Raw genomic sequence first — 23,917 nt, 5'->3', positions numbered from 1 at the left:
GAATCAGAAAGAGAACGACATGCTTCTGCACCCGTTGGGTCGGATAGCAATTGAATCGGATTTTTTCTAACCTCCTTTTGTTCCCTCTAGGGTTTAACCTCCTTTTCCCTAGGGGGTTTTTTTGTACTTTTTTACAAATAATGTGCATAAAGGAATATTATTGTTACTTTGTGCTTTTCTTTATGTCATTATTGTTTTGAAATGCTGTTTCATTCATATATAAATCAATTGGTACCTATCGAACGTTTTGAGACTGATTATCAGGTAATCATAAAAAACCGGGCCCCTTGTGCATGACAAGAATTACCCGGTTTTTGATTTGGGACTACTTTTGGCTATAGGATATCTGCGTAAGCCTTCAGTATCGTATCATCCTTGCAACCTTCCAATACTTTTTTCGCAAGGACTTTTCCCAGCTGAACCCCTTCCTGGTCAAAGCTATTGAGGTTCCAAAGAAAACCCTGGAACATGACCTTGTTCTCGAAATGGGCAAGAAGGGCTCCCAGGGCCTTGGCATCCAGTTGTTTGCCGGTGATCACCGAAGAGTACCTGTTTCCCTCGAATTGCTTGTTTGGGTTTGTATCTTCCTTGCCACGGGCGAAGGCCACAATCTGGGCAACCAGGTTGGCGTTGAGCTTTTCCTGGCTGGTAGATCCTTCAACCACGATATCCTTGTCTTGCTGGGACTCTGAGAATCCAATGAACTGCAAGGGGACGGTATCTGTTCCCTGATGCAGCAATTGGTAGAAGGAGTGCTGTCCATTGGTCCCGCTCTCGCCGAAAATGACAGGTCCCGTAGCGTAGGCAACCGCTTCGCCCCTTCTGTTCACATGCTTTCCATTGCTTTCCATGTCAAGTTGCTGCAAATGTGCCGGGAATCGGTTCAGAGCCTGGGAATAGGGCAGTATTGCCGTGGTAGGCAACAAACATACATTACGCAGATACACTCCGATAAGGGCATCCATGAGTGCTGCGTTTTGAGTGATGTCCATTCCCAATGCAAGCTTGTCGGCTTCATGGGCACCTGAAAGCAACTGGGAAAAGGTCTCATATCCAAAAGCCAGGGAGAGAAGCACTCCGCCCACGGCACTGGTGGAACTGTACCGTCCCCCGATATAGTCATCAATGAAAAACGCTTTCAGTACTGACTCGGAGGAGGCCAGGGGGCTTGTCTTGCTGGTTACCGCTACCATATGTTTGGCCGGGTTGATTCCCTTGATACCGCTTGTCTTGATGGCCTCGATGACGAGATCCCTGTTGGTAAGGGTTTCCAAGGTGGTTCCACTCTTCGAGACCAAAATGAAGAGTGTGGATTCAAAATCTAGTCCTTCCAGGACGTTTGCCGCATCGTCGGGGTCCACATTGCTGATGAATTTTGCTGCCAGCTGACTGGAATCCTGGGATCCCTTCAAGGCAAGATACAGGGCCCTTGGTCCGAGATCGCTTCCTCCGATACCAATCTGTACGACAGTCTTGAAGGTTTTTCCCGTGGAGCCCTTGATTTTTCCTGAACGGACTTCCTCGGAGAAGGTCTTTATATTGTCAAGTTGAGTTTTATAAAATTCGCCTTTATCCTCACCATCGGCAAATACAGTGGACAAGATTTGTCCACGGGTCAACTGATGCAGGACCAGACGCTTTTCCCCGGTGTTGATGATTTCCCCGTTGAGGAGAGCAACATATTTTTCTATGAGCTGTTGCTCGTCGCTGAGTTCTTGCAGGGTTTTCAGTATTGCCTCATCCACGGGCATGGCTGCATAGTTGTAGGAAAGTCCTCCGCCTTCGGCAATGCAATAGGCTTGGATTCTGTTTTTGGTCAGTTCCTTCTTAACGTTGCAAGGTTCTTGGCTCATGAGTTGAGTAAACGAAGTACAAGAATCGATATTTTTGAATTCCATGTTGTTTCTCCTCTGATAAAAACGCCCCACCCATTGTAAAGGGAGGGGCCTATTAGTTCAAGCTTGGTTTTATTCTTCGATTTCCGGGATGCGGGTCTTGAAGCTGTCCTGAAGATCTTCCTTGCTCATCCCTTCCCTGAGAATGACGAATATTGTGTCATCACCCGCCAGGGTACCCAGAATTTCTGGGAGGGCCAGTACATCCAGGGCTATTCCTACGCTGTTTGCATGACCTGGCCTTGTCTTTATGACGCCAAAATTTCCTGAGAATTCAATGGAAAGTATTCCTCTTCGAACATCCTGGATATAGCTTTTCTCTGATTCACTTATCAAGTCATTTTCAGGGAGAGCATAATAATAGCCTGACCAGCCATCTGAGATTTTTCCTACCTTGAGCATTTTCAGATCTCTGGATAGGGTTGCCTGGGTTACTGTGTATCCTTCTACCTTGAGCATTTCAAGCAATGTATCCTGATTGTCGATACGGTTGCTCTTTATCATTTCCTTGACGACTGTCAATCGGTTATGTCTTTCCCTCATATCTCCTGCTTCTCCTGTCTTCCTATAATTAACTGAATATTTATACGTTTTACACGAATAAAGATACAGTACAATTGAACGTAATGCAAGGTTGAACGATACGGTTTTTATTGCAACCCTTGACCGAGCAGGCAATGTGGGGCATTCTACGTATAATCAAGAAGGAGTGTTATATGGTAGCTGTATTTATCGTAATTGCAATTGTGGTAATTCTCGCTCTATATTATGTCGGTGTCTACAATCGATTGATTCGATTGAAAAACCAGGGCGAAGAGGCGGCTTCTGCGCTGGATGCCCATCTTAAGCAACGATATGATCTGGTGCCGAACCTTGTAGAGACTGTAAAAGGATATGCCAAGCATGAACAGGGAACCCTTACCGCGGTGATCGAGGCCAGGAATAAAGCGATGAGTGCAACGACCCTTGAAGACAAGGATGCCGCCAACAAAGGTTTCAGCTCAACCCTCAAGTCCTTGTTTGCCCTCAGTGAAGCCTATCCTGACCTTAAGGCAAATGTTGGGTTCCTTGATCTGCAGAAACAATTGCAAAAGATTGAAGAACAATTGCTTTCTGCCCGTAAGTATTACAATGCAGTCATCAAACAATACAACACCATTACTGAAGTCTTTCCTTCCATGATTGTCGCCTCGATGTCTCATTTTACCAAAAAGCCCTATCTGACCATCGAAGAAGAGGCAAAGGCCAGGGTCGAGGTAAAATTCTAATATGAAAAAATGGTTTGCCTTCCTTGTCCTTTTTGTTGCAGGTTCATTCCTGTGGGCCTCCGATTATTATATCGATACCTACAACATGAATATTTCCGTTTCCCCGAGCAATGTCTATTCCATCCGTGAGGATTTCAAGGTTGATTTCTCCATCCCCCGTCATGGAATATACAGGGAGATCCCTGTTCGGTTCGGGAAAAAGAGGGTAGAGCTTACCAACCTCAAGAGTTCCGATCCCATTAGCCAGGATTCGGTATCTGCCGACTTCATTACGTTCCGCCTGGGCGATGCCGACAGCACCGTTGTGGGAAACAAGAATTATACTCTTTCCTATACGTATGATATCGGGGATGATGGATATACTGACTATGATGAAATGTATTTCAACCTTGTAGGTACCGGTTGGCAATGTCCCATCAAGACCTTTACCTATACCATCCGTTTCCCCAAGGCAATTGATCCCTCGATGGTCTGGGTGACAGGCGGACAATATGGATCTACCCAGCAAAGGGGCGAATTCAAGGTTTCTTCTGACCGTATGACAATTACAGGCTCTGCCAAGGATCTGGCTCCGGGAGAAGCCCTGACTATCAGGGTCCAGATGGAACAGGGATATTTTACCGGAGTGAAACCCTATAGGGACAATACGGTATTAGCTTCCATTTTCATGGCAATCCTGGGTCTTGCGCTTTGTCTTCTTGCTACCCGTATTTTCCAAAAATATGGGAAAGAGGATCCTTTTGTCCCTGTCGTAAGATTTGAACCACCGGAGGGATTCAGTCCCCTGGAGGTTGGCTATCTTGCCGATGGGAGAGTCGATAACAAGGATATTACTTCCCTGATATTCTATTGGGCTGACCAAGGATGCCTGACCATCGAGGAGACCGGGAAGAAGGAAATGACTTTCACGAAGCTCAAGGATCCTGATACAACCAAGAAACAGGAGCAGCTTTTGTTTGAGGCTCTGTTTGATTGTGGGGACGGTACCACCGTCTCCCTCAATGAGCTCGAGACGAACAAGTTTGCCTCAGCCATGCAAAAGGCGAAGAGCGGAGCCCTGTCCTATTTCAAGGGTGAGCGCAAACTGACTGACAGTACTGCCGAGAGCAAGCGTATCTTTATCGTGCTTTTTGCAGCGATCGTGGTAATCGGCAATGCAATTGCCTCAACGATTATGTATATGTCCCAAGGCACTGCCACCATGCTGGTCTTTGGCGGTTTCATAGCTTTTGCCAGTGGATTCATTACTTGGAACCTGACCCGAAAATGGGAAATCCTTGGCAAGGGTACAAAGGCTTTCAAGCTATTTTTCTCCATCCTTCTCGGTGCTCTTGCCTATGTGCTGATGATTTTCCTGCAAGTCTATATAATCGGGAATGCTGTTTCCTATGCAATCTGGATGGCAATTCCTTCCACACTCTTTCCTGTGTATCTTGCTATCCTGGTAATCGTCACAGTCAAACGCAGTGCGTATGCCAATGCGATGCTTGAACAGACCATAGGGTACCGCGAGTTCATAGACAAGGTGGAGATGGATAAGCTCAAGCTGATGATAGATAATGATCCACAACTTTTCTATCATGTTCTTGGTTATGCGATAGTGCTTGGACTGGAAGATAAATGGGCAAAGAAATTCAAGGGCCTTACTACTGAACCTCCTACTTGGTATCGTGGAACGACCTCGATGTACGATGTCATGTTTTATAGTGCCCTGGCCCATCGGTTGCATTCCAATGTCATGGAGCACACCTTGTATGCCCAGACCAGGGAGGGAGCTCGCGGTGGTGTGCATTCCTCGTTTGGTTCCAGTGGTTTCAGCGGGGGCGGTTTTGGTGGTGGTGGCGGTGGAGCATGGTAAAACCTGAAGTGGAACGCAAGAGAATTGAAAAAGGTCTATACCGTCATTTCAAGGGGGGATTGTACGAAGTCCAGGATACTGTCATAGACAGTGAGTCCCTCGCAACCATGGTGTTGTATCGCCCTGTCGGATCAAAATCCTTGTGGGTACGTCCCTATGATATGTTTGTTTCCTTGGTTGAAAGGGATGGCATAATGCAAAAGCGCTTCACGTTTGTGCAAAGTCAAACGGAAAATGGGACAACTTCCTGAACAATACATAAACGGAGCCATTGCTGGCTCCGTCCCATTACTGAATCATAGTGTGAAAATGTAAACGAGAAACAATCAAAAACTAGTCGCGGTAGTTGTTGCGTACCGGACGTGGTTTTGCAATTGCTTCGTTGACGCGAAGATTGCGTCCACCCAAATCCTTGCCGTCGAGCTGTGAAATAGCAGCCTCTGCAGCAGAATCCTCTTCCATTTCAACGAAACCGAACCCCTTGGGGCGGCGGGTTTCACGATCAATGATGATGGATGCACTGAGTACGGTACCGTACTGTGCGAACAGGTCCCGAAGTTCTTCTTCGGAAGTGTTGTAACTCATGTTACCAACATAAATTTTCTTTGCCATAAAAAGCATCCTTCACAGGTGTAGGTTCCCTGTATAAACAATAATTGCTTCATTTGGCGCAGTCTCGAACTTTTACCTGTCTGCGGGGGCGATTCAGTAACGCACACGTACGATTGGTAGGATAACGGACTAGCTGCAACTCAAAATCGAAAGCAATTAGACGTTAGCATGAGCTCTTTGCCATGTCAATTGAGCTATAGTCCATTTTTGTTATTTTGTAATCAGTATCTGCAACTCTTGCATTTATTTCTTGTTCCTTGCATGATGGGCTTCATGGACAACAACATTGCAGGTCTGATCAGCTCTTTTTCCTTTCTCGGGGGTATTCTGGTGGTTGCCTTTGCCTTGGGAAAGTATACGAAGATTTCGAGTGAGACAGTCAGAAAAATCGTACATATCGGGGTTTCTAACTGGTGGTTCCTTGAAATAGCCTATTTTACCCAGCTGAAGTATGCCTTGGTTGGTCCGATAGTCTTCCTTATTGCCAATAGTCTGTTTACTTTTTTGAATTGGGGAAAGGTAATCGGCCTGAACGATAGAAAACGTAATTATGGCTTGATATATTATCCGATTACCCTAATTCTCCTGGTATTTTTGCAGTTCAATGGGGTACTTTCGAGCCTTGCCTGCCTGATAGGTGTATTGGTAATGGGCTATGGGGACGGACTTGCAGCCCTCATTGGCATGAAGTGGGGGAAAAAGAAGTTGCCTCTTCCTTCCGGTGGCAAGACCTACATAGGAGCCATGTCTATGTTGGCAGTCAGTTTCCTGGTCAGTTTCCTATTGATTCTTTTGATGTCTTCCCTCTCTTTGGGAATGGCGTTTGCCCTGTCCTTGTTGATTGGGTTTGTAGCTTCCTTTGTCGAGGCAATTACTCCCTTGGGCATCGATAATCTTTCTGTTCCTCTTCTTTGTGCTTTTCTGGCAGGAGTTTTTGTATGATAGGAACGTATGCCAATCTGGTTCCCTTCTCGTACTCCTTGGCGAGTATTTTCAATAATTGGTTTTTCTCTCTTGACGGTGCCTTTTGGATCCTTGTCCTGGGTATGATGGCCGTGGTCCTGATTTCCTATCTGGCAAGGCAATTGACCTTGAAAGGGAGTCTCGCCGCCTTTTTCGTTGGTCTTGGTACTACTTGGATTCTTGGATTCGGGGCCTTGGGCTGTCTTTTGCTTTTTTTCCTGGCGGCAGGGGTCCTGGGGGCCATTGCAAGGACTCATAAGGCCAAGGATCTGGCAAGTATGCAGAAGAAGGGTGGCTGTCGGGATGCCCTTCAGGTTTTTGCAAACGGAGGTATGGCCCTCTTCTGTGCTTTGCTTTATGCTTTCTCTCCCTCGATGATCGTCCTTGTTATGTTCGGGGGTGCGATTGCCGAGGCGGCAAGTGACACCTTTGCCGGTGAAGTGGGGATACTTTCCAGGACGAAACCTGTTTCGATTATTACCAGAAAACCCATGCAACCTGGCCTTTCCGGGGCGATTAGCCCGCTTGGCAGTATGGCAGGGGTGCTCGGGTCCTTGCTCATTGCTCTCTGTTGGCTGGGAAATTTCCTTCCTGTCACGGGCAAGAATTTTGGGTATGCCTCGGTAATGGCCCTTGGTGGTTTCTCTGGTTGCATCCTTGATAGCTTTCTTGGGGCTACGGTACAGGCTCACTATCTTGATGAGGACACGAATACCTTGACGGAGCATCCTTTCCTGCATGGAAAGCAGTTGTCTCTTGTCAGGGGAATTCGGTGGATTGACAATGATATGGTCAACCTTATCAGTAATATCTTTGGATCTTTATTGGCAGGAGCCCTTGCGCTGACAATAGGGTAATTGATTTTTTCTCTTGCTTCTCATCGTTTTTATTTGTATGTTACATCACGGTGGGCGTTACGGTACGCTTTCCCATTCGTTTATTACGAACTAAATATTCTTAAGTGAGGATATAAGTATGGCAAAACAATTGCAGTTCAATGAAGAGGCTCGGAAGTCTTTGGTGACAGGTGTCGAAAAGATCTCCCGTGCAGTAATGGTTACGCTTGGCCCAAAGGGTCGGTTGGTTGTCCTTGACAAGAAATTCGGTGCTCCTACCGTTACCAAGGACGGAGTCTCCGTTGCTCGTGAGATTGAGTTGGAAGACCCGTTTGAAAACATGGGAGCCCAGCTTTTGAAGGAAGTTGCCACCAAGACCAATGATGTCGCCGGTGACGGAACCACGACCGCTACGGTCCTTGCCTGGTCTATTACCAAGGAAGGTATGAAGAGTGTTGCGGCGGGAGTCAACCCCATGGGTATCCGTCGTGGTATTGACAAGGCTGTTGCCGATACAATTACTGAAATCAAGAAACAGGCAAAGATGATCAAGGACAAGGAAGAGATCTCCCAGGTCGCAACCATCAGCGCCAACAATGACCGCACAATCGGTGATGAGATTGCAAATGCAATGGAAAAGGTCGGTCTGGACGGTGTCATTACCGTTGAAGAATCCAAGACGATCGAAACCACCACTGATTTTGTCGAGGGCATGCAATTTGATCGTGGCTACCTGTCATCTTATTTCTGCAATAATCATGACACCATGACCTCAGTCATGGAAGACCCGTTCATTCTCATCTACGACAAGAAAATCTCCAACATGAAAGAGTTGCTTCCTGTTCTTGAGAAAGTTGCCCAGACCAGCAAACCCTTATTGATCATTGCCGAGGATGTCGATGGTGAAGCCCTTGCCACCTTGGTTGTCAATAGTGTTCGTGGAATCTTGAACGTAGTGGCTGTCAAGGCTCCTGGGTTTGGCGATCGCCGTAAGGCCATGCTTGAGGATATCGCGGTCTTGACCGGTGGTCAGGTGATCAGCGAGGAACTTGGCCTTAAACTTGAGAATGCTGATATTTCCCAACTTGGACGTGCAAAGAATGTCAAGGTCGAGAAAGAAAATACCACTATTATCAATGGAAGTGGCAAACAAGCCGATATCAAGGACAGGATTGCCCAGATCAAGGCCCAGATTGGTGATACCACCAGTGACTACGACCGTGAGAAGCTCCAGGAACGTTTGGCAAAGCTTGCTGGTGGAGTTGCCGTGTTGAATGTTGGCGCAGCCACCGAGGTTGAGCTGAAAGAAAAGAAACATAGAGTGGAAGATGCTCTCAGTGCCACCCGTGCCGCTATTGAAGAGGGCGTCATCCCTGGTGGTGGTGTGGCTTTGGTGCAGGCAGCCAAGGTTCTTGAGGGAATGGATCTTTCCAAGCTTTCCGAAGAGGAAAGGGTTGGTTACAAGATTGTACGCCGCGCTCTTGAGGAACCTATCCGTCAGATTGCAGAGAATGCCGGTCTTGACGGGGCTATCATTGCCGACAAGTGCAAGAACGAGAAACCTGGAATTGGTTTTGATGCAGAAGCCTTGAAATGGGTCAACATGTCCGATTGCGGCATCATCGATCCTGTCAAGGTGACGCGTAGTGCTTTGCAGAATGCTGCTTCCATCGCAGCTTTGATTCTTACTACTGAATGTGCCATCACCGACATTCCTGCACCGGCTGGTCCAGCCATGCCTGCAGGCGGAGAGGGTATGGGCGGAATGATGTAAGGTCAAAAACCTTCCGGATAGGCCGCGAAGAAGTAATTCTTTGCGGCCTTCTTTGTGTGTTTATTGATTTTTATACTGCGAATGGTAAAACTTGACTACCATAGCTTGAACGTGATACTTTTATCGGTACTTGGAAAATTGGATGCGAAGTGCGTATTCCATCCCTTTCAGGCATCCAATTTTTACTAAAAGCGAGGATTCAACCATGCTGTCATTACTTAGTGCTTTGGCAACCCCAGAAGCTTCTGGAGCTTCAGGAAGCTCTTCCGGTTCGATGATGACGACGTTTGTTACGTTTGGTCTCATTATCGTAATCTTTTACTTTCTTATCATCAGACCCCAAAAGAAGCGCGACAAAGAAACCAAGGATATGCTTTCTGCTATCAAGAAAGGCGATAAAGTGGTTTCGATCGGAGGAATCCACGGAACGGTAATGGCTGTCAAGGAGACAACTGTTGTTGTTAAAGTTGACGATAATACCCGTATGGAGTTTTCCAAGAGTGCCATCAGCAGCATCGTAGACAAAAAAGCCGAGACTGCTTCCGCGGGCAAGAAGAAAACCAAGAAAGAAGAAAAAGCAGACGAGAAAGTTGAAAAGATCAGTGCTCCAGAGAAGGCTGAGGCTACCGATGCGACCGTTGTTGAGACGGCCCCTGAAACTGAGAAATAAAATAAATATTATAGAGACATTCTGGAGAGTATCATGAAAAAACGGAGTCGTCTGGTGATTGTTCTTTTTGTTGTTCTGATGTGCGGATATTTTTTGTATCCGACTTTTAAGTGGTACGGTGGAGTACCCCAGAGCACCAAAGAATTGGCAACAGGCTCGAACGTGCAGATCAAGGAATATTCACGCGGACAAGCTTCGCGGGATCTTCGTGCACTTAAGGAATTGGCAGCAAAGGATTCCCTTGCTGCACTTCCTAACGAGTATGGGTATCTGAAGGACGTGGCAAAAGCCAATTATAAGGCTATGAAACAGTCTGTCCCGAAGACATGGACGGTAGAAGCCCTTTTGGGAGGTTTCTATAGTGAACAAGATGTGTTTGATGCCTGTGAAAATCACTATCGCACTGAATTGCTTGCCTACAAGAAATTGAGCAACAAGGCTTTGCAGCTGGGCTTGGATCTCCGTGGAGGCATGAGCATCTTGCTTGAAGCCGACAAGGCATCCTATGAGGCGAAGAAGGGTTCTTCTGCTTCAGCTACCGAGATTACGGCTGTTGTCAATCAGGATATTGAGATTCTTCACAAACGTATCGACCAATTCGGTGTAAGTGAACCAAACATTCGTTTGCAGGGAACTGACCAGATTTTAATTGAAATCCCTGGTGCCGCGGATCCTGAACGCGTAAACTCCTTCCTCCGTGGAAAGGGTTCCTTGGTGTTCAAGATGGTGGATAATGATCTTACTTCCCAGTTGAATGAGTATTATAAGGCCAATCCTTCTGAAGTCTATACTGATACAGGAGCTCTCAAGCAACCTGCTTTCCTTCCAGCTGGCAAGATTGCAACCGGTTACTATATAAGCGACAAGTATGGTATTGATGAATTGAAGAATTTCGTAGTCGTAAGTGAAGAAGTCGGACTCGATGGCAGCCATTTGCAGAGTGCTACCACAAGTTCTGATGGCATCACCGGAAAACCTGTAGTCAACTTCCAGCTCGATGATGTTGGTGGTGATATTTTCTATAAACTGACTTCAACCCATGTAAATGACACCCTCGCAGTCGTGATGGATGGAAAAGTCAAGGCTATGGCAACTATCAACGAAGGTATTCGAAGTTCCGTTCAGATTTCTGGATTTACTTCGGCAGAAGCCAATGATCTGGCAATCGTGCTTCGCACCGCTGCCCTTCCCATTGAACTTACCGTTTCCAGCCAGTCGGCTGTTGGTGCTACCTTGGGTGAGGATGCCGTTGCTGTTGGTTTGAAGGCCATTGCCCTTGGATTGGTGCTAGTCGTTATCCTGATGTTTGCCTTCTATAGCATCAGTGGCTTGGTAGCTGACCTTGCCTTGATTTTCAACTTGTTTATCATGATGGCTATTCTTTCTGCCTTCAATTTTACCTTGACGTTGACAAGCGTCGCCGGTCTTATCCTGACTTTGGGAATGGCTGTCGATACAAACGTCATTATCTTTGAGCGTATGAAGGAAGAACGGCGACTGAAAAAGTCTCCCCAGGCCGCTGTAAAGGCAGGCTTCGATAAAGCTTTCTGGACAGTCATGGATGCAAATATCACAACGATCATTGCGGCTTTGGTTCTCTCCCAACTTGGTAGCAGTACTGTTCAAGGTTTTGCAAACACCTTGGCTATTGGTATCATAAGCTCCTTGTTTACTGCCTTGTTTGTATCGCACTTGATTTTTGATGCAGCAGTAACGGACCGTGAAGGTAAGAAGTTGCGTATCAGCTGGAGGAAAAACTAAATGCTTAAGAAAGATATTCCTGTTATCAAAGTCCGCTGGTTTACCAGCATTTTGGCAGCAATCCTCTTGGTTTCTGGTATTGTCGCGCTCATTGTCAACGGAGGGTTTAACCTTGGTGTTGACTTTGAGAGTGGCTTGAGTCAGAGAATTCAATTTGCTCCCACTGGTCTGAATGTTGCTTATTCAGGTAGCAATGATGCCACACTCTCTATTTCTGGGTCTGCCCTTGTTTTGGAAATTAGAGGTGGAGAAGGAGTTTCTACCACAACTTTTGACTCTGCGGCCTATCCGACTGCAGCAGATCTTGCCACTGGTTTAGCCAAGATAGCCAAGATTTCCGCGACTGCCGTCGACGGAACCTTGAAGACTTCCGATTTGCTTTCTGGATATGGGTTTCCTGCAACCTTGTCCACAACGCCGACTTCCTTGAATTTCAAGGCCTCTGGAACCAAGACCATTGATACGGTTCGTGCGGCTCTCTCTTCTGTAGGAAACGTCAAGGTGCAGACCATCGGGGCAAGCGAGAACCAGACCTTCCAGGTCAGGCTCGGAATCAAGGATGGTGATACTCAGTCCTCCATGGAAAATGCAGTGACTGCAGCCCTTGATGCCTATTTTGGGAAAGGCAGTGCCGTAATTCTCCAGAGCGATTATATCGGTGCAAAGTTCAGCGCTTCCTTGGTCTCGAGTTCCATTCTTGCAATTGTCGTTGCAATGGCCTTGATTCTGGTGTATGTCTGGATTCGGTTCCGTTTTGCTTTTGCCGTTTCTTCCTTGATTGCCCTCATGCACGATGTCTTGATGATGCTCGGTGCAATTGCGATTTTCCGTTTTGAGTTCTCTGGTACCACTATTGCGGCACTATTGACCATTATCGGTTATTCGTTGAACAACACCATTGTTATTTTTGACCGCGTACGTGAAAATATCGGTTTGCATAAAGGTGAACCCCTTGCAACCCAGGTTGACAGAAGTGTAACCCAGTCGTTGACTCGAACGATTATGAGTGGTGTCACTACCTTGGCTGCAATTGCGCCTTTGGCTATCTTTGCTTCCGGTGATATCAAGATGTTTGCAATTAACATGCTCTTTGGAATCGTCTTTGGTACGTATTCATCCAACTTTCTCGCTCCTTCCTTCCTGTATTGGATCAGCAAGGCGCAGAAAAAAGATAATGCTGTCGAGAAGGCCCCTGCAAAGGTTTGATTTGCTGCATTGCTGAAGTAAGACGCCTCCGTGGGGATTCCTTGCGGTGGCGTTTTTGTTTTTGGAGAGAACTATGGAACTGATTCTTTCAGATACTATGGGCTATTGTGGTGGTGTTTCCAGGGCGATTGATTTGGTGGAACAGGCGATTCAAATGTCCCATAAGTTGAAAAAACCTGTCTATTCCGTCGGGAAAATCATTCATAATGAACAGGTTTGTGATCTTCTTGCTGCCCAGGGACTTGTCGTAATAGAATCCCCTGAGGGTCATGAACCAGGACTGGTTGTCTTGCGTGCTCATGGTATTCCCGATTCCCTGTACCGTGGTTTTGTGGACGCAGGCTTTACGATCATTGATGCCACCTGTCCTGTAGTGAAAAGAAATCTTGCCCTTATCAAGGAATACAGTAAGGAATACACTATAATTATCATAGGAATGGAAAAACATCCTGAGACGATTGCCATGCAAGGAGTTGAGCGAGAGGGTATCCTTTGTTCTACGATTCTGGTAAATGATTGCAGTCAGATAGCCGCTCTTCCCTCAGATGGTAACTATGCCGTATTTGTGCAAACAACCTACGAGAGGTCGCTTTTTTATAAAATCCGTTCTGCCATCAGGGTTCAGGAGGCAAAGGGCACTGCTTTTGTTTTTGTAAACAATGTATGTCCCAGCTCCCGAAACAGACGTAACGCAGCCTTGCAATTATGTTCCCGATGTGAGGCCCTTGTGGTGGTCGGAGGGAAAAAAAGTGCCAATACGGAAGCCTTGTTTGCCTTGATTCAGCAACAAGGGAAAAAAGTTTGGCATATCGAAACGAAAGATGAAGTGACGGCGGAGATGCGAAGCTATTCTCCCTTGGGCCTTACTGCAGGAGCCTCGACTCCGCTTTCAACCATTGAAGCTGTCCGAAAAAGATTACTGGAGGAAGAATAAGCCATGCAAGAAGACAGACGGGGGATACCTATACCCACGATAAAGCGCTTTCCCTCTTACCTAAGGCTGTTAAAGCAGTATCTTGAGGAAGGAAAGGAAATGGTGTCGGCGACTACCCTCGCTGATGAACTTGGTTTGAAACCGATACAGGTACGAAAGGATATTTCTTGTACAGGTATCGAAGGAAAACCAAAGGTTGGATTTAGCATTACGTATTTAATTGAGGCCATCATCCATACTCTTGGTTGGGATAATGCCACCGATGCTGTCCTGATCGGAGCAGGCCATCTTGGTTCAGCGCTTTCCCGATACGAGGGATTTGAAAGCTATGGACTGAAAATTGTTGCCGCCTTTGATATCGATAAAAATAAATGCGGGACAAAGCTCGGGGAGGTTTCTGTTTTTCCCTTGGATAGTCTGAAGGAATATATCAAGGAAAATCATGTGAATATCGGAGTCATCGCCGTTCCTGCCATTCAAGCCCAGGGAATAGCGGAGTTGCTTGTGGATTGCGGGATTCTGGCGATTTGGAATTTTGCTCCCAAGGATCTGAAACTGCCTGAACATGTCGTAGTCCAAAGGACGGATTTGGCTACAAGTTTTGCGGTTCTGTCGGCAAAGGTCAGACGCAAGATGGCCAATGAAGAGTTGTCGGGTGAAATGGATGAGTGGTAGATTTTAAGCTGAGAAAATGGGATAGTATACTGCTATCCCATTATTAATATAACAACAGTAATATTAACTGCTTAAAAATGCGTTAAACATGAAATTAAATACATGTAAAAACGCTATAAATTTCATATTTAAGATTTTATTGACTATTTTACGGTAAATTGCTAGCATATCATAATAAAAGTGGGGTTTGTGATGGAAAAGGTGAAGGTCGAATTATGTATGGGGAGTTCCTGTTTTGCCCGGGGAAATTCACAGGCGCTTGCAAATCTGGAAAGTTATATTTCAGAGAACCATCTGGAAGACCAGGTTGAATTGATCGGTCACCTTTGTCTGGGTGCTTGTTCTGGTGGTCCCAATTTGAAAATTGATGATGTTGCTTTTTCTGGCGTCAAAAGCGAATGTGTTGTAGACTTGCTCCTTGAAGCACTTGCCAAGCATGAAAAGCCCTGAGGGGGAAACTGCAATGATACATCCAATATACACTGAGTTGACCGAATGCAGGGATTGTTATAAATGTGTCCGTTCCTGCCCCGTCAAGGCTATCCAGGTCAAGGATGGTTCTGCCGTGGTGGTCAAGGACCGCTGTATTTATTGCGGCCATTGTGTTGATACCTGTCCTTCCCATGCAAAAAAAATACGCAATGACCTTTTCCGGGTACAACAATTTCTCAAGAGTGGAAGAAAGGTATATTGCAGTTTGGCACCTTCCGTTGCCTCGGAATTTCCTCATTCAGTGGATGCAATTCTTGTTGCACTTCAGCGTTTGGGGTTTTTTGCCATAAGCGAGACAGCCATCGGAGCTACCTTGGTCAGTGCAAGTATCGAAAAATATGCCGAGGAGCATGGGGGTGAATGCCCCTGGATTTCAACAGCTTGCCCCACTGTGGTGCAATTGGTGCGGAAATATTATCCTGCCTTGGTTCCTAATCTCAGCAAGGTTCCTTCGCCCTTGCAATGTCATAGTGCCTATCTCAGGTCTCTGTATGGCGAAGATATCGGGATCGTTTTTATCGGCCCTTGCATTGCCAAGAAGGTGGAAGCCGATGATACTCCGGGATATCCTGATTTTGCCCTTACCTTCGGGGAGCTTCGAGCCTGGTTGTCCCAGGAGAATATTGAGCTTGCCGCTATCGAGGAAGAATTGGATGGCCATTCCGTGGAAATTCCCTCGTTTGTACCCTGTGCCGCCGGTAAATCGACTTTCTATCCAGTGGAAGGTGGCATGATAGCCTCCCTGAAATGGGGAAACAATCCATTCCAGACCAGTGCGGTCGCTATCAGCGGTTCCGAACAGGTTATCGGAACACTTCGTGAATTACCGCCTTTCGGTACGGATAAGGATTCTGATTTCCTGGAGTTGCTTTTTTGCGAAGGGGGATGCATCAACGGACCCGGAAATCTGAAGGGGCGTTCTTCTGCATTCAAGAAAGGGTATGCCAGCAGATATACGAAAAACAGAATTCAGGAAAACCGAGAAATCTTCAAGGCTCCCGCTCCTTTTGTCGATCTGCTTTTGTCCGAAGGCTACAAGCTTATCAAGGAACCCCAGGTTGGCCTGAGTGCCCAGATGGGAGCCCTTCCAGCCAAACATTCCGAGCAAGAGATCGAGAAAGCGCTGAAAGAGTTGGGGAAGGTTGATAAGTCAGATGAGTTGGATTGTGGTGGGTGTGGCTATAATAATTGCAGGGAAATGACCATTGCCTATCTTGACGGAATGGCAGAACCCGAAATGTGCGTAACCAAGATGCGTAAGGAAGCACAGAATAAAATCGATGTCCTTTTGCGAACCATCCCCATAGGAGTTGTCATTGTTGATGACCAACTGAAAATTGTTGACTGCAACAATGGTTTTCTCAATATGTTTGGTGATGTGGATTATATGGTGGAGAAAGAGATACTGGATCTTATCGGTGGCTTGCCCTTGGAGCGCTTTGTTCCCTTCTTTGACAAATTCCGTGAACAGTTTTCCAAGCCAAAGACAGAACAATATCGACTGCATTACCAGGATAGGTTCTTGCGGGTAACCTTTTTTTCCGTAGAAAAGCAACGATTGGTCGGAGCTTTGTTCGAGGATGTAACTACACCTACCGTTCGAAGGGAGACTGTCGTCAAGAAAGCGGAGGATGTTATCCAAAAGAGTTTGGAAACAGTGCAACAGATTGCTTCCCTGTTAGGGGAAAATGCCGCGGATACGGAAATTATGCTCAATAGTTTGATAGATGCCTTCAAGGTTCCTGAGGGTGGAGAGATTGATGGGTTTACCCGTGATGAACAACAGGATTTTTCATGAATGATATTTTCATTGATGTCGATTATGCCCAGATATACAAAAGTGGGCAGCAGATAGGGGGAGATGTATTCCTTTTATCGCGCAATCCTGACAGCAACCAGATTGTCTGTACCTTGAGTGATGGTCTGGGAAGCGGGGTAAAAGCCAATGTGCTTGCGAGCCTGACAGCACATATGGCTCACAAGTTAAGCTTCAGTCCAATGGATTTGACTCATTCGGCAAAGATAATCATGAATACGCTTCCTGTTTGCAAAGAGCGGAAAATTAGCTATTCGACCTTTACCATTGCCGATATACGTCATACTTCCTTGGAGGATATCCAGGTGAATCTCGTAGAGTATGACAATCCCCTTGCCTTGCATTTCAGGGGAAAGGAATCGCTTTCGTGGGAACGGGAAAGGATTAATCTGATGAGGGAAGGGGCTTTCAAGCGGGAAGAGCTTGCTTGTTCCCATTTTACGATAGCCGTAGGTGATCGCCTGCTTATGTTCAGTGATGGGGTGACCCAGGCGGGTTTGGGCAAAACCTTGCCCCTTGGTTGGCGACTCGAGGGAGTCAAAAAATATGCTGGGGAAATTATAGAAGGGAATCCAGGTATTTCCTCGCACGATCTCTCACTTTGTTTGGTGCAGAAGGCGAATAGCCTGGATGGACTTGCTTCAAAGGATGACATTACGTGTGTTGCAGTCTATGTTCGGGCTCCCCGGAGAACGCTTATTGTAACAGGTCCCCCGTTCACAAAGGACAAGGATGAGCTATTGGGGGAGAAGATTTGTCAATTCGAGGGAAAAAAGATTGTCAGTGGAGGAACCACAGCCTTGATCGTCTCGCGGTTGTTTGACAAGAAGCTGAAAGTTGACATGCACTGCTGGTCTCCAGATGTTCCGCCTTCCTCCAGCATGGAAGGGATAGACTTGGTAACCGAAGGTATGCTTACCTTGAGTAAAGTTGCAAATGTGCTTGAGGCAAAAATTCCTATACACAAGCTGCCGAACGATGCTGTCAAAAAGTTCGTGGAGATTTTACAGGATAGTGACCAGGTGCACTTTATTGTCGGAACCAAGATAAACGAGGCACATCAAGATCCAAACATTCCGGTGGAGATTGGTATTCGGAGAACGATAATCGGGAGGCTGCGAAAGGCTCTCGAAATAAATTACTTGAAAGAAACCTCGCAAGAATACTTGTAGGGGAATAAAATATAGAGAGGAGTTACGTATGAGCAAGAAAGAAAAAGTAATAGTGAGAATTTGCGTAGGAACTGCCTGTTTTGTCCAAGGTGGTGCCGATTTGCTGCTGTATAACGATTTTCTGGATCCAGTAGTTCTTGCAAACTGCGATATAGAGGGTATTTCTTGTCTCAATATGTGCAAGAGTACCAAGGATTCTTCCAAGAATGTAAAGCCTCCTTTTATCAAGATCAATGAAAAAATCTATGATGATGTAACACAGGAGAGGTTCTGCAAATTATTAGCGGAGGCGGTAAATGCTTGAACTGAACAATCAGTACACGTTGATCAAACGAAAAGTACAGACTGAAGTCCTTAAGCAATTTTTTGATGACACCCTGACTCAAGATGCGGATAAGATTCCGTTTACGATTATTCCCAAGGACCGTATTCCGACTCGTTGCTGTATCTACAAGGAACGGGCAATGATTCGTTATAGGATTATGGCTTTGCTCGGAATCAATATCGAAGAATATGACGATGAAATGAAACCCTTGACCGAGTATGTGAAGGAAGTCCTGGCCAAGGATACTCCTCCGTTGCCAATTTTGACAACTATCAGTACGGCCTGTTCCTCTTGCCCGCCTGACCGGTACCTCATAAGTGATGCCTGCCGAGGCTGTTTTGCACGTCCCTGTCTGGCCAACTGCCCGAAGGATTGCATTTCCTTTCTCAATGGACAAGCCCATATCCAGGAAGATCGTTGCATACGGTGCGGAAAGTGCAAGGAAGTTTGTCCCTTCCATGCAGTGGTGCATATTCCTGTGCCTTGTGAAGAAGCCTGCCCTGTAAACGCCATAAAGAAAAATGAGGCAGGATATGTTGAGATAGACTACAAAAACTGCATCAGTTGCGGAAGATGTGCAATGAGCTGTCCCTTCGGTGCAATCGTCGAACGGTCGGGACTCCTTCCCGTGGTAAAGATGCTCAAGGCAGGAGACGATGTCACTGCCATGATTGCTCCTTCGATTGAAGGACAATTTCCGGGTACTTTGGGACAGATCAAGCAAGCTCTGTTGGTTTCGGGGTTTACCAGGGTTATCGAAGTTTCCCAGGGAGCAGAGGTGACCAGTGATCATGAGGCGGAGGAACTGACCCGCAAGAAAGAGAACCATGAAGGTTACATGACTACCAGTTGTTGCCCGGCCTATATGGAGATAGTTGACAAGCATTTACCCTTTTTGGCAACCAAACGTTCGACAGCCAGGACTCCGATGGGATATACGGCGGAAATAAGCAAAAAGAATTTCCCCGAGTCAAAGACTATATTCATAGGGCCATGTCTTGCAAAGAAAGTGGAAGGTGCCCGGTCTGCTGATGTCGATGGGGTGATTACCTACAGTGAACTTGCTTCTTTGTTCATGGCAAAAGGTGTGGATGTCAGGGAACTGGAAGCTGCGGATCTTGGTGATACCTCCACGTTCGAGGATTGCAGGGGCTTTGCCGTAACGACAGGTGTTGCCAGTTGTGTGGTCAGTCGCCTGAAGGAAGATCTTGAAATCCAGACGATGCCGATAAATGGAGTGGACAAGAAAATGTTCCGCATGATGAAAGTTTGGGAAAAACGTCCGCCTGAAGTGGATTTGATCGAGGTGATGTGCTGTGAAGGGGGTTGTATCAATGGCCCCGGAACCATTGTAAAACCTTCGGTTGCCCTCAAGCTCCGTGGAGGAAACAATGCGGCGACTCCGGTAAAATCAATGCGTGATCCTCTTAAGATGATGGAAAAGAAATGACAACTCCCATCACGGGGCAACTCGGATTGTCTCTTTATGATCAGGTTGCAGCCCTTGTCGATCCTTGGGAGGGGAGCCTTGAGCGACGATATTGTCATCTTTGCAATGTCGCCGCTTTGCTCTGGGCTCATTTTTCTGAGGTGAATTGGACGGGGTTCTATGTACGGGAAGGCATTTCAAGACATTTGGTTCTCGGACCGTTCCAGGGTAAGGTGGCTTGTACTGACATTGACTTTGAAAGAGGGGTTTGCGGAAAAGCAGCGACCACGGGTCAAAGCCAATTGGTGAAGGATGTCCACCTTTTTCCCGGACATATTGCCTGTGATGGAGCCTCCAATAGTGAACTGGTTGTCCCCATAGTTGATTGCTGTGGTCAGGTTGTGGCTGTCATGGATCTTGACAGCCCTTTGGTGGACCGCTTTACCGAAGATGATCAGATTTCTTTGGAACGGGTGGCAAGTTTGCTTTCCCAAAGACTTTGGTCTTGACTATTTTATCTAATGTGAGCATTCTTACTGCAAGGCATTGAGAAAGACGAGTAAACGGTATCGAGGCAACAGAGAGGATTCCCTTGGTTGAGAGGAATCTGGCAAGCGCCCGTTGAAAACCCCTTTTGAGCCGCATATCGAACGGGAAACCCAGTAGGTTATGCCGTATTCCTACGATACAGGAACATGAAGCGTCTTCTCCGGCGAAAAAGAGTCGGAAAGGAAGCAAGGTGGAACCGCGGAAACATGAGAACCTTCATGCCTTCGTCCTTGCCGTACTACGGAAACGTAGCGGAGGGTGAAAGCACGAAGGTTTTTTTTATTTGACTGAATGCCCCTTTTGAAAAGGTGGAAAGGAGATAGACATGGCTAAACAGGAAATGGGAGATGAAAAGCTCTCCAAGATCCGTCACTCGATGGCCCATGTAATGGCTGAAGCTGTGCTGGAGATGTTCCCCTCAGCCCAGATTGCCATCGGACCGTCGATTGAAAATGGATTTTATTATGATTTTGAATTGCCAAGGCCTTTGGTAACCGACGATTTGGAAGAAATTTCAACGTTGATGAAGAAGATCATTGCAGAGGATAAGAAGTTTGTCCGTACCGTCGTAACACGGGATGAGGCAAAGGCTGCCTTTGCCGACCAGAAATACAAACTTGAGTTGCTTGCGGCAATCCCTGAAGGGGAGGAGGTATCCCTGTATAATCAGGGGGGATTTACCGATCTCTGCAGAGGTCCTCATGTTGAGTCCACCAAGGAATTGCGTGGCGATTCCTTTAAGTTGATGAGTATTGCAGGTGCTTACTGGAGAGGTAAGGAGTCAAATCCGATGCTTACCCGTATTTATGGTACTGCTTGGGCAAACCCCAAGGACCTGAGACTGTATCTGCAACATCTCGAGGATGTGGAGAAACGAGATCATCGGAAGCTTGGCAAGGAACTGGATTTGTTCAGCCTTCATGAAGAAGCAGGTCCGGGGCTTGTCTATTGGCATCCGATGGGGGCCAGGGTTCGTCTTGCCATCGAGGATTTTTGGAGAAAGGAACATTACGCAAACGGGTATGAATTGGTTTATACCCCGCATGTCGGAAAATCCTGGCTTTGGGAAACCAGTGGTCATCTTGGCTTCTACAAGGAAGGTATGTACCCTCCTATGGAGATGGACAAGAGCGACTATTATGTGAAACCCATGAACTGTCCCTTCCATATCATGATTTACAAGAACAGCAAACGGTCCTATCGGGACTTGCCCTTCCGTTGGGCTGAACTCGGGACTGTGTATCGATATGAAAAGGCCGGTGCCTTGCATGGATTGATGCGAGTCAGGGGCTTTACCCAGGATGATGCCCACTTGTTTGTCACTCCCGAACAGATGGATGATGAGATCAAGGAAGTCTTGCGATTCTCCTTGTATATGCTTCATTCCTTTGGTTTTGTGGATATAAAGGCCTATTTGTCTACCCGACCTGAAAAAGCTGTCGGCGATCCTGCTCGATGGGATGATGCCACCGAGGCTTTGCGCAAGGCTATCGTGGCCGAAGGGTTGAGCTATGAGGTGGATGAAGGCGGCGGTGCTTTCTACGGACCAAAGATTGACTTGAAAGTCAAGGATGCCATTGGCCGTGAATGGCAGCTTTCAACGGTGCAGTTTGATTTCAATATGCCCCAACGCTTCAATATGACTTTTGTGGACCGTGATGGCGTGGAGAAGCAACCGTATATGATTCATCGGGCCTTGCTTGGTTCCATCGAGAGATTCTTTGGTGTTCTGGTTGAGCACTATGCGGGGGCTTTCCCTCCATGGCTTGCCCCTGAGCAGATCAAGGTAATTCCTGTCGGTGAGGCTTTTTACGATTATGCCGGGAAAGTCGAGGCTCGCTTAAAATCCGAGGGTTTCCGTGTAAGTGCCGACCTAAGTGATGACAGGATGAATGCGAAGATTCGTTCTGCCCAGCAGATGAAGATTCCCTACATGGTTATCCTTGGGGAAAAGGAACAGCAGGATGATCTGGTTTCCGTACGGTATCGTAACGGAAAGCAGGAGAATGGTTTATCTACTGCTGAGTTCATCGCTTTGGTAAAGTCCAAGGTTGAAAGCAAGGAACAACTGTAGGGGATATTCCCTGCAGTTGGGCTTTTTGGTAAAGTATGTTTGACAAAAGCCGGAGAAATACCGGCTTTTGTTGTTATCGGAGGTATTCATGACGAAGGACAAGGCTTTTTCCCGATTGGAGAAAATGGATCGCCAACTGGTTATGCTCGAGCATATTGAGGCAGTACTTTCCTGGGATCAGGAAATTGCATCTTCAAAAAAGGGAATGGACGAAAGGGCCCAGCAAATGGGCTGGCTTTCCACTGAAAGCCATGAACTTGCCTGTGGGAATGAGATGGGTGAGGTATTGGCCAAACTAGGTGCCGATGAAACTCACGGTGAAGGCGAAGGCAATGATGATTTTGAGAAGGCCTTGATTCGGATCCGGTTCAGGGTCTGGGAAAAAGAGCGTAAAATGCCTCTTGAACTGGTCCGTGGCTTAAGCATCGAAACTTCCCTTGCCCATGAAAGTTGGGTAGAAGCCCGGAAGAAGAATGACTGGGGTTTGTTTGAACCTCATCTTGGAAAGATTATCGATTTGACTCGGGAGAAAGCTGCTTGTTATGCCAAGGAAGGTTCTTCCCAATATGATGTATTGCTTGATGATTATGAGCAAGGGATGAAGACTTCGACGGTCAAGGCCCTGTTTGACAGCGTTAAGCCTTCTTTGGTTTCGTTGGTGAGACATCAGGAACAACGTAACGTCGATGATTCGTTTTTATTGAAAGAGTATCCCATCGAAAAACAACAAGCCTTTGCCAATCGGGTTCTTACCGATATGGGCTTTGATTTTGACAGGGGGAGTTGTGCAGTATCCGTCCACCCCTTTACCTCGACTCTTGGATGTGATGATATACGGATTACTACAAGATATACTGATCCCAGTGTAATGGATTCTTTCTATTCTTCCGTACATGAGGGTGGTCATGCCTTGTATGAGATGGGAGCCTCCCAGGGGAGACAAAAGGGGACAAGCATTGCCAATGGGGCATCCATGGGTATGCATGAATCGCAAAGTCGGCTTTGGGAGAATATGATCGGAAAGAGCGAAGCTTTCTGGATTCATTATTTTCCCTTGTTCAAAAAAACCTTTCCTTCCCAACTGGAAGGCATCGACTTGGTGCGATTCGTAAAGGCCATCAATAAGGTTTCTCCTGGATATATCCGTACCAATGCCGATGAAGTGAGCTATAGCTTGCATATTATTCTTAGGTTTGAATTGGAACAGGCCATGTTGGATGGATCGCTTGCTCTTAGGGATGTTCCCGAGGCCTGGAACAAGAAAATGAAGGAATTGCTGGGAATCGAGGTTCCTACATGCAGTAAAGGGGCTTTGCAGGATGTCCATTGGAGTGGCGCTGACTTTGGCTATTTCCCCACGTATGCACTGGGAAATTTCTATGGGGCACAGATCTGGGAAAAATTGAATACGGAACTGGATAGCGAGGATTTGCTCCGAAGAGGAAAGTTGAAGGAGTTGGGTTCTTATCTGAATAGAGAGATCTATCAGAAAGGATCGCTGTATAGTCCGATGGATTTGCTTGTCAGGACAACGGGAAAAAGGCTTGACGCGAATCTGTTCACAAAGTACCTTGATAACAAATTCAACCATCTGTTTGGCTAATAAAG

22 protein-coding genes are annotated in these 23,917 nt (G+C 46.6%); 19 read left to right on the top strand and 3 right to left on the bottom strand.

The features are described 5' to 3' along the window. Nucleotides 1–335: 335 nt before the first annotated feature. Both ACHZBG_RS16100 and ACHZBG_RS16095 read right to left on the bottom strand, forming a co-directional pair. Nucleotides 336–1,898: a glucose-6-phosphate isomerase gene (locus ACHZBG_RS16100; RefSeq protein ID WP_320130481.1), complete on the bottom strand. Its 1,563-nt coding sequence runs from the start codon at nt 1,896–1,898 to the stop codon at nt 336–338. A 69-nt stretch (nt 1,899–1,967) separates the two neighbouring features. Continuing rightward, the gene (locus tag ACHZBG_RS16095) at nt 1,968–2,438 is read right to left on the bottom strand and encodes an ArgR family transcriptional regulator (protein ID WP_320130480.1); all 471 of its coding nucleotides are present in this window, start codon (nt 2,436–2,438) and stop codon (nt 1,968–1,970) included. A gap of 173 nt (nt 2,439–2,611) precedes the next feature. Here ACHZBG_RS16095 and ACHZBG_RS16090 point away from each other — a divergent pair, with 173 nt between their 5' ends. The 3 genes from ACHZBG_RS16090 to ACHZBG_RS16080 are packed head-to-tail and all read left to right on the top strand — an operon-like array spanning nt 2,612 to nt 5,272. Further along, nucleotides 2,612–3,163, top strand: coding sequence for a LemA family protein (locus ACHZBG_RS16090; RefSeq protein ID WP_320130479.1), 552 nt, complete (start codon nt 2,612–2,614; stop codon nt 3,161–3,163). A gap of 1 nt (nt 3,164) precedes the next feature. Continuing rightward, the gene (locus ACHZBG_RS16085; RefSeq protein WP_320130478.1) at nt 3,165–5,021 is read left to right on the top strand and encodes a DUF2207 domain-containing protein; all 1,857 of its coding nucleotides are present in this window, start codon (nt 3,165–3,167) and stop codon (nt 5,019–5,021) included. After that, nucleotides 5,015–5,272, top strand: coding sequence for a DUF1653 domain-containing protein (locus tag ACHZBG_RS16080; RefSeq protein ID WP_320130477.1), 258 nt, complete (start codon nt 5,015–5,017; stop codon nt 5,270–5,272). The genes ACHZBG_RS16085 and ACHZBG_RS16080 overlap by 7 nt, the downstream gene beginning before the upstream one ends. Before the next feature lie 82 nt (nt 5,273–5,354). On the opposite strand, the gene ACHZBG_RS16075 is transcribed toward ACHZBG_RS16080, so the two are convergent. Beyond that, nucleotides 5,355–5,633 (bottom strand): RNA-binding protein, encoded by a 279-nt coding sequence (locus ACHZBG_RS16075; RefSeq protein WP_320130476.1) that lies wholly within the window; start codon nt 5,631–5,633, stop codon nt 5,355–5,357. Nucleotides 5,634–5,906: 273 nt separating this feature from the next. Here ACHZBG_RS16075 and ACHZBG_RS16070 point away from each other — a divergent pair, with 273 nt between their 5' ends. From ACHZBG_RS16070 to ACHZBG_RS15995, 16 genes are all read left to right on the top strand, one after another. Continuing rightward, a complete protein-coding gene (locus tag ACHZBG_RS16070) occupies nt 5,907–6,575 on the top strand; it encodes a hypothetical protein (protein ID WP_320130475.1) in 669 nt (222 codons plus the stop codon). Continuing rightward, nucleotides 6,572–7,453 carry a DUF92 domain-containing protein gene (locus ACHZBG_RS16065; protein ID WP_320130474.1) on the top strand — a complete coding sequence of 294 codons (882 nt, stop codon included), beginning with the start codon at nt 6,572–6,574 and terminating at the stop codon, nt 7,451–7,453. The genes ACHZBG_RS16070 and ACHZBG_RS16065 overlap by 4 nt, the downstream gene beginning before the upstream one ends. Nucleotides 7,454–7,571: 118 nt before the next feature. Then, on the top strand, nt 7,572–9,206 hold the full coding sequence (gene groL / locus ACHZBG_RS16060) for a chaperonin GroEL (protein ID WP_320130473.1): 1,635 nt from the start codon (nt 7,572–7,574) through the stop codon (nt 9,204–9,206). A gap of 142 nt (nt 9,207–9,348) precedes the next feature. Continuing rightward, nucleotides 9,349–9,876, top strand: a complete 528-nt coding sequence (gene yajC / locus ACHZBG_RS16055) for a preprotein translocase subunit YajC (protein WP_394699414.1) — start codon at nt 9,349–9,351, stop codon at nt 9,874–9,876. A gap of 33 nt (nt 9,877–9,909) precedes the next feature. Continuing rightward, the gene (gene secD, locus ACHZBG_RS16050) at nt 9,910–11,637 is read left to right on the top strand and encodes a protein translocase subunit SecD (RefSeq protein WP_320130472.1); all 1,728 of its coding nucleotides are present in this window, start codon (nt 9,910–9,912) and stop codon (nt 11,635–11,637) included. Beyond that, nucleotides 11,638–12,843, top strand: coding sequence for a protein translocase subunit SecF (secF, locus tag ACHZBG_RS16045; RefSeq protein WP_320130471.1), 1,206 nt, complete (start codon nt 11,638–11,640; stop codon nt 12,841–12,843). Nucleotides 12,844–12,916: 73 nt separating this feature from the next. Continuing rightward, nucleotides 12,917–13,777 (top strand): 4-hydroxy-3-methylbut-2-enyl diphosphate reductase, encoded by an 861-nt coding sequence (ispH, locus tag ACHZBG_RS16040; RefSeq protein ID WP_320130470.1) that lies wholly within the window; start codon nt 12,917–12,919, stop codon nt 13,775–13,777. Nucleotides 13,778–13,780: 3 nt separating this feature from the next. Beyond that, nucleotides 13,781–14,452, top strand: coding sequence for a redox-sensing transcriptional repressor Rex (locus ACHZBG_RS16035; RefSeq protein WP_320130469.1), 672 nt, complete (start codon nt 13,781–13,783; stop codon nt 14,450–14,452). A gap of 192 nt (nt 14,453–14,644) precedes the next feature. Beyond that, nucleotides 14,645–14,902 carry an NAD(P)H-dependent oxidoreductase subunit E gene (locus ACHZBG_RS16030; protein WP_320130468.1) on the top strand — a complete coding sequence of 86 codons (258 nt, stop codon included), beginning with the start codon at nt 14,645–14,647 and terminating at the stop codon, nt 14,900–14,902. 13 nt (nt 14,903–14,915) lie between these two features. After that, on the top strand, nt 14,916–16,742 hold the full coding sequence (locus ACHZBG_RS16025) for a [Fe-Fe] hydrogenase large subunit C-terminal domain-containing protein (RefSeq protein WP_320130467.1): 1,827 nt from the start codon (nt 14,916–14,918) through the stop codon (nt 16,740–16,742). Continuing rightward, complete coding sequence (locus tag ACHZBG_RS16020) at nt 16,739–17,932, top strand: SpoIIE family protein phosphatase (RefSeq protein ID WP_320130466.1); 1,194 nt, start codon at nt 16,739–16,741, stop codon at nt 17,930–17,932. The genes ACHZBG_RS16025 and ACHZBG_RS16020 overlap by 4 nt, the downstream gene beginning before the upstream one ends. 28 nt (nt 17,933–17,960) lie before the next feature. Continuing rightward, the gene (locus ACHZBG_RS16015) at nt 17,961–18,236 is read left to right on the top strand and encodes a hypothetical protein (protein ID WP_320130465.1); all 276 of its coding nucleotides are present in this window, start codon (nt 17,961–17,963) and stop codon (nt 18,234–18,236) included. Next, nucleotides 18,229–19,707, top strand: a complete 1,479-nt coding sequence (locus ACHZBG_RS16010) for a monomeric [FeFe] hydrogenase (protein ID WP_320130464.1) — start codon at nt 18,229–18,231, stop codon at nt 19,705–19,707. Before ACHZBG_RS16015 ends, ACHZBG_RS16010 begins: the two co-directional genes overlap by 8 nt. Beyond that, nucleotides 19,704–20,195 carry a GAF domain-containing protein gene (locus ACHZBG_RS16005; protein ID WP_320130463.1) on the top strand — a complete coding sequence of 164 codons (492 nt, stop codon included), beginning with the start codon at nt 19,704–19,706 and terminating at the stop codon, nt 20,193–20,195. The genes ACHZBG_RS16010 and ACHZBG_RS16005 overlap by 4 nt, the downstream gene beginning before the upstream one ends. A gap of 365 nt (nt 20,196–20,560) precedes the next feature. Then, nucleotides 20,561–22,309: a threonine--tRNA ligase gene (gene thrS, locus ACHZBG_RS16000; RefSeq protein ID WP_320130462.1), complete on the top strand. Its 1,749-nt coding sequence runs from the start codon at nt 20,561–20,563 to the stop codon at nt 22,307–22,309. A gap of 88 nt (nt 22,310–22,397) precedes the next feature. Continuing rightward, nucleotides 22,398–23,912: a carboxypeptidase M32 gene (locus ACHZBG_RS15995; RefSeq protein WP_320130461.1), complete on the top strand. Its 1,515-nt coding sequence runs from the start codon at nt 22,398–22,400 to the stop codon at nt 23,910–23,912. The last annotated feature ends 5 nt before the right edge of the window (nt 23,913–23,917 follow it).

The sequence above is a fragment of the uncultured Sphaerochaeta sp. genome (assembly GCF_963676625.2).
GTDB lineage: Bacteria > Spirochaetota > Spirochaetia > Sphaerochaetales > Sphaerochaetaceae > Sphaerochaeta.
This window is presented reverse-complemented; position numbering and strand designations above follow the sequence as displayed.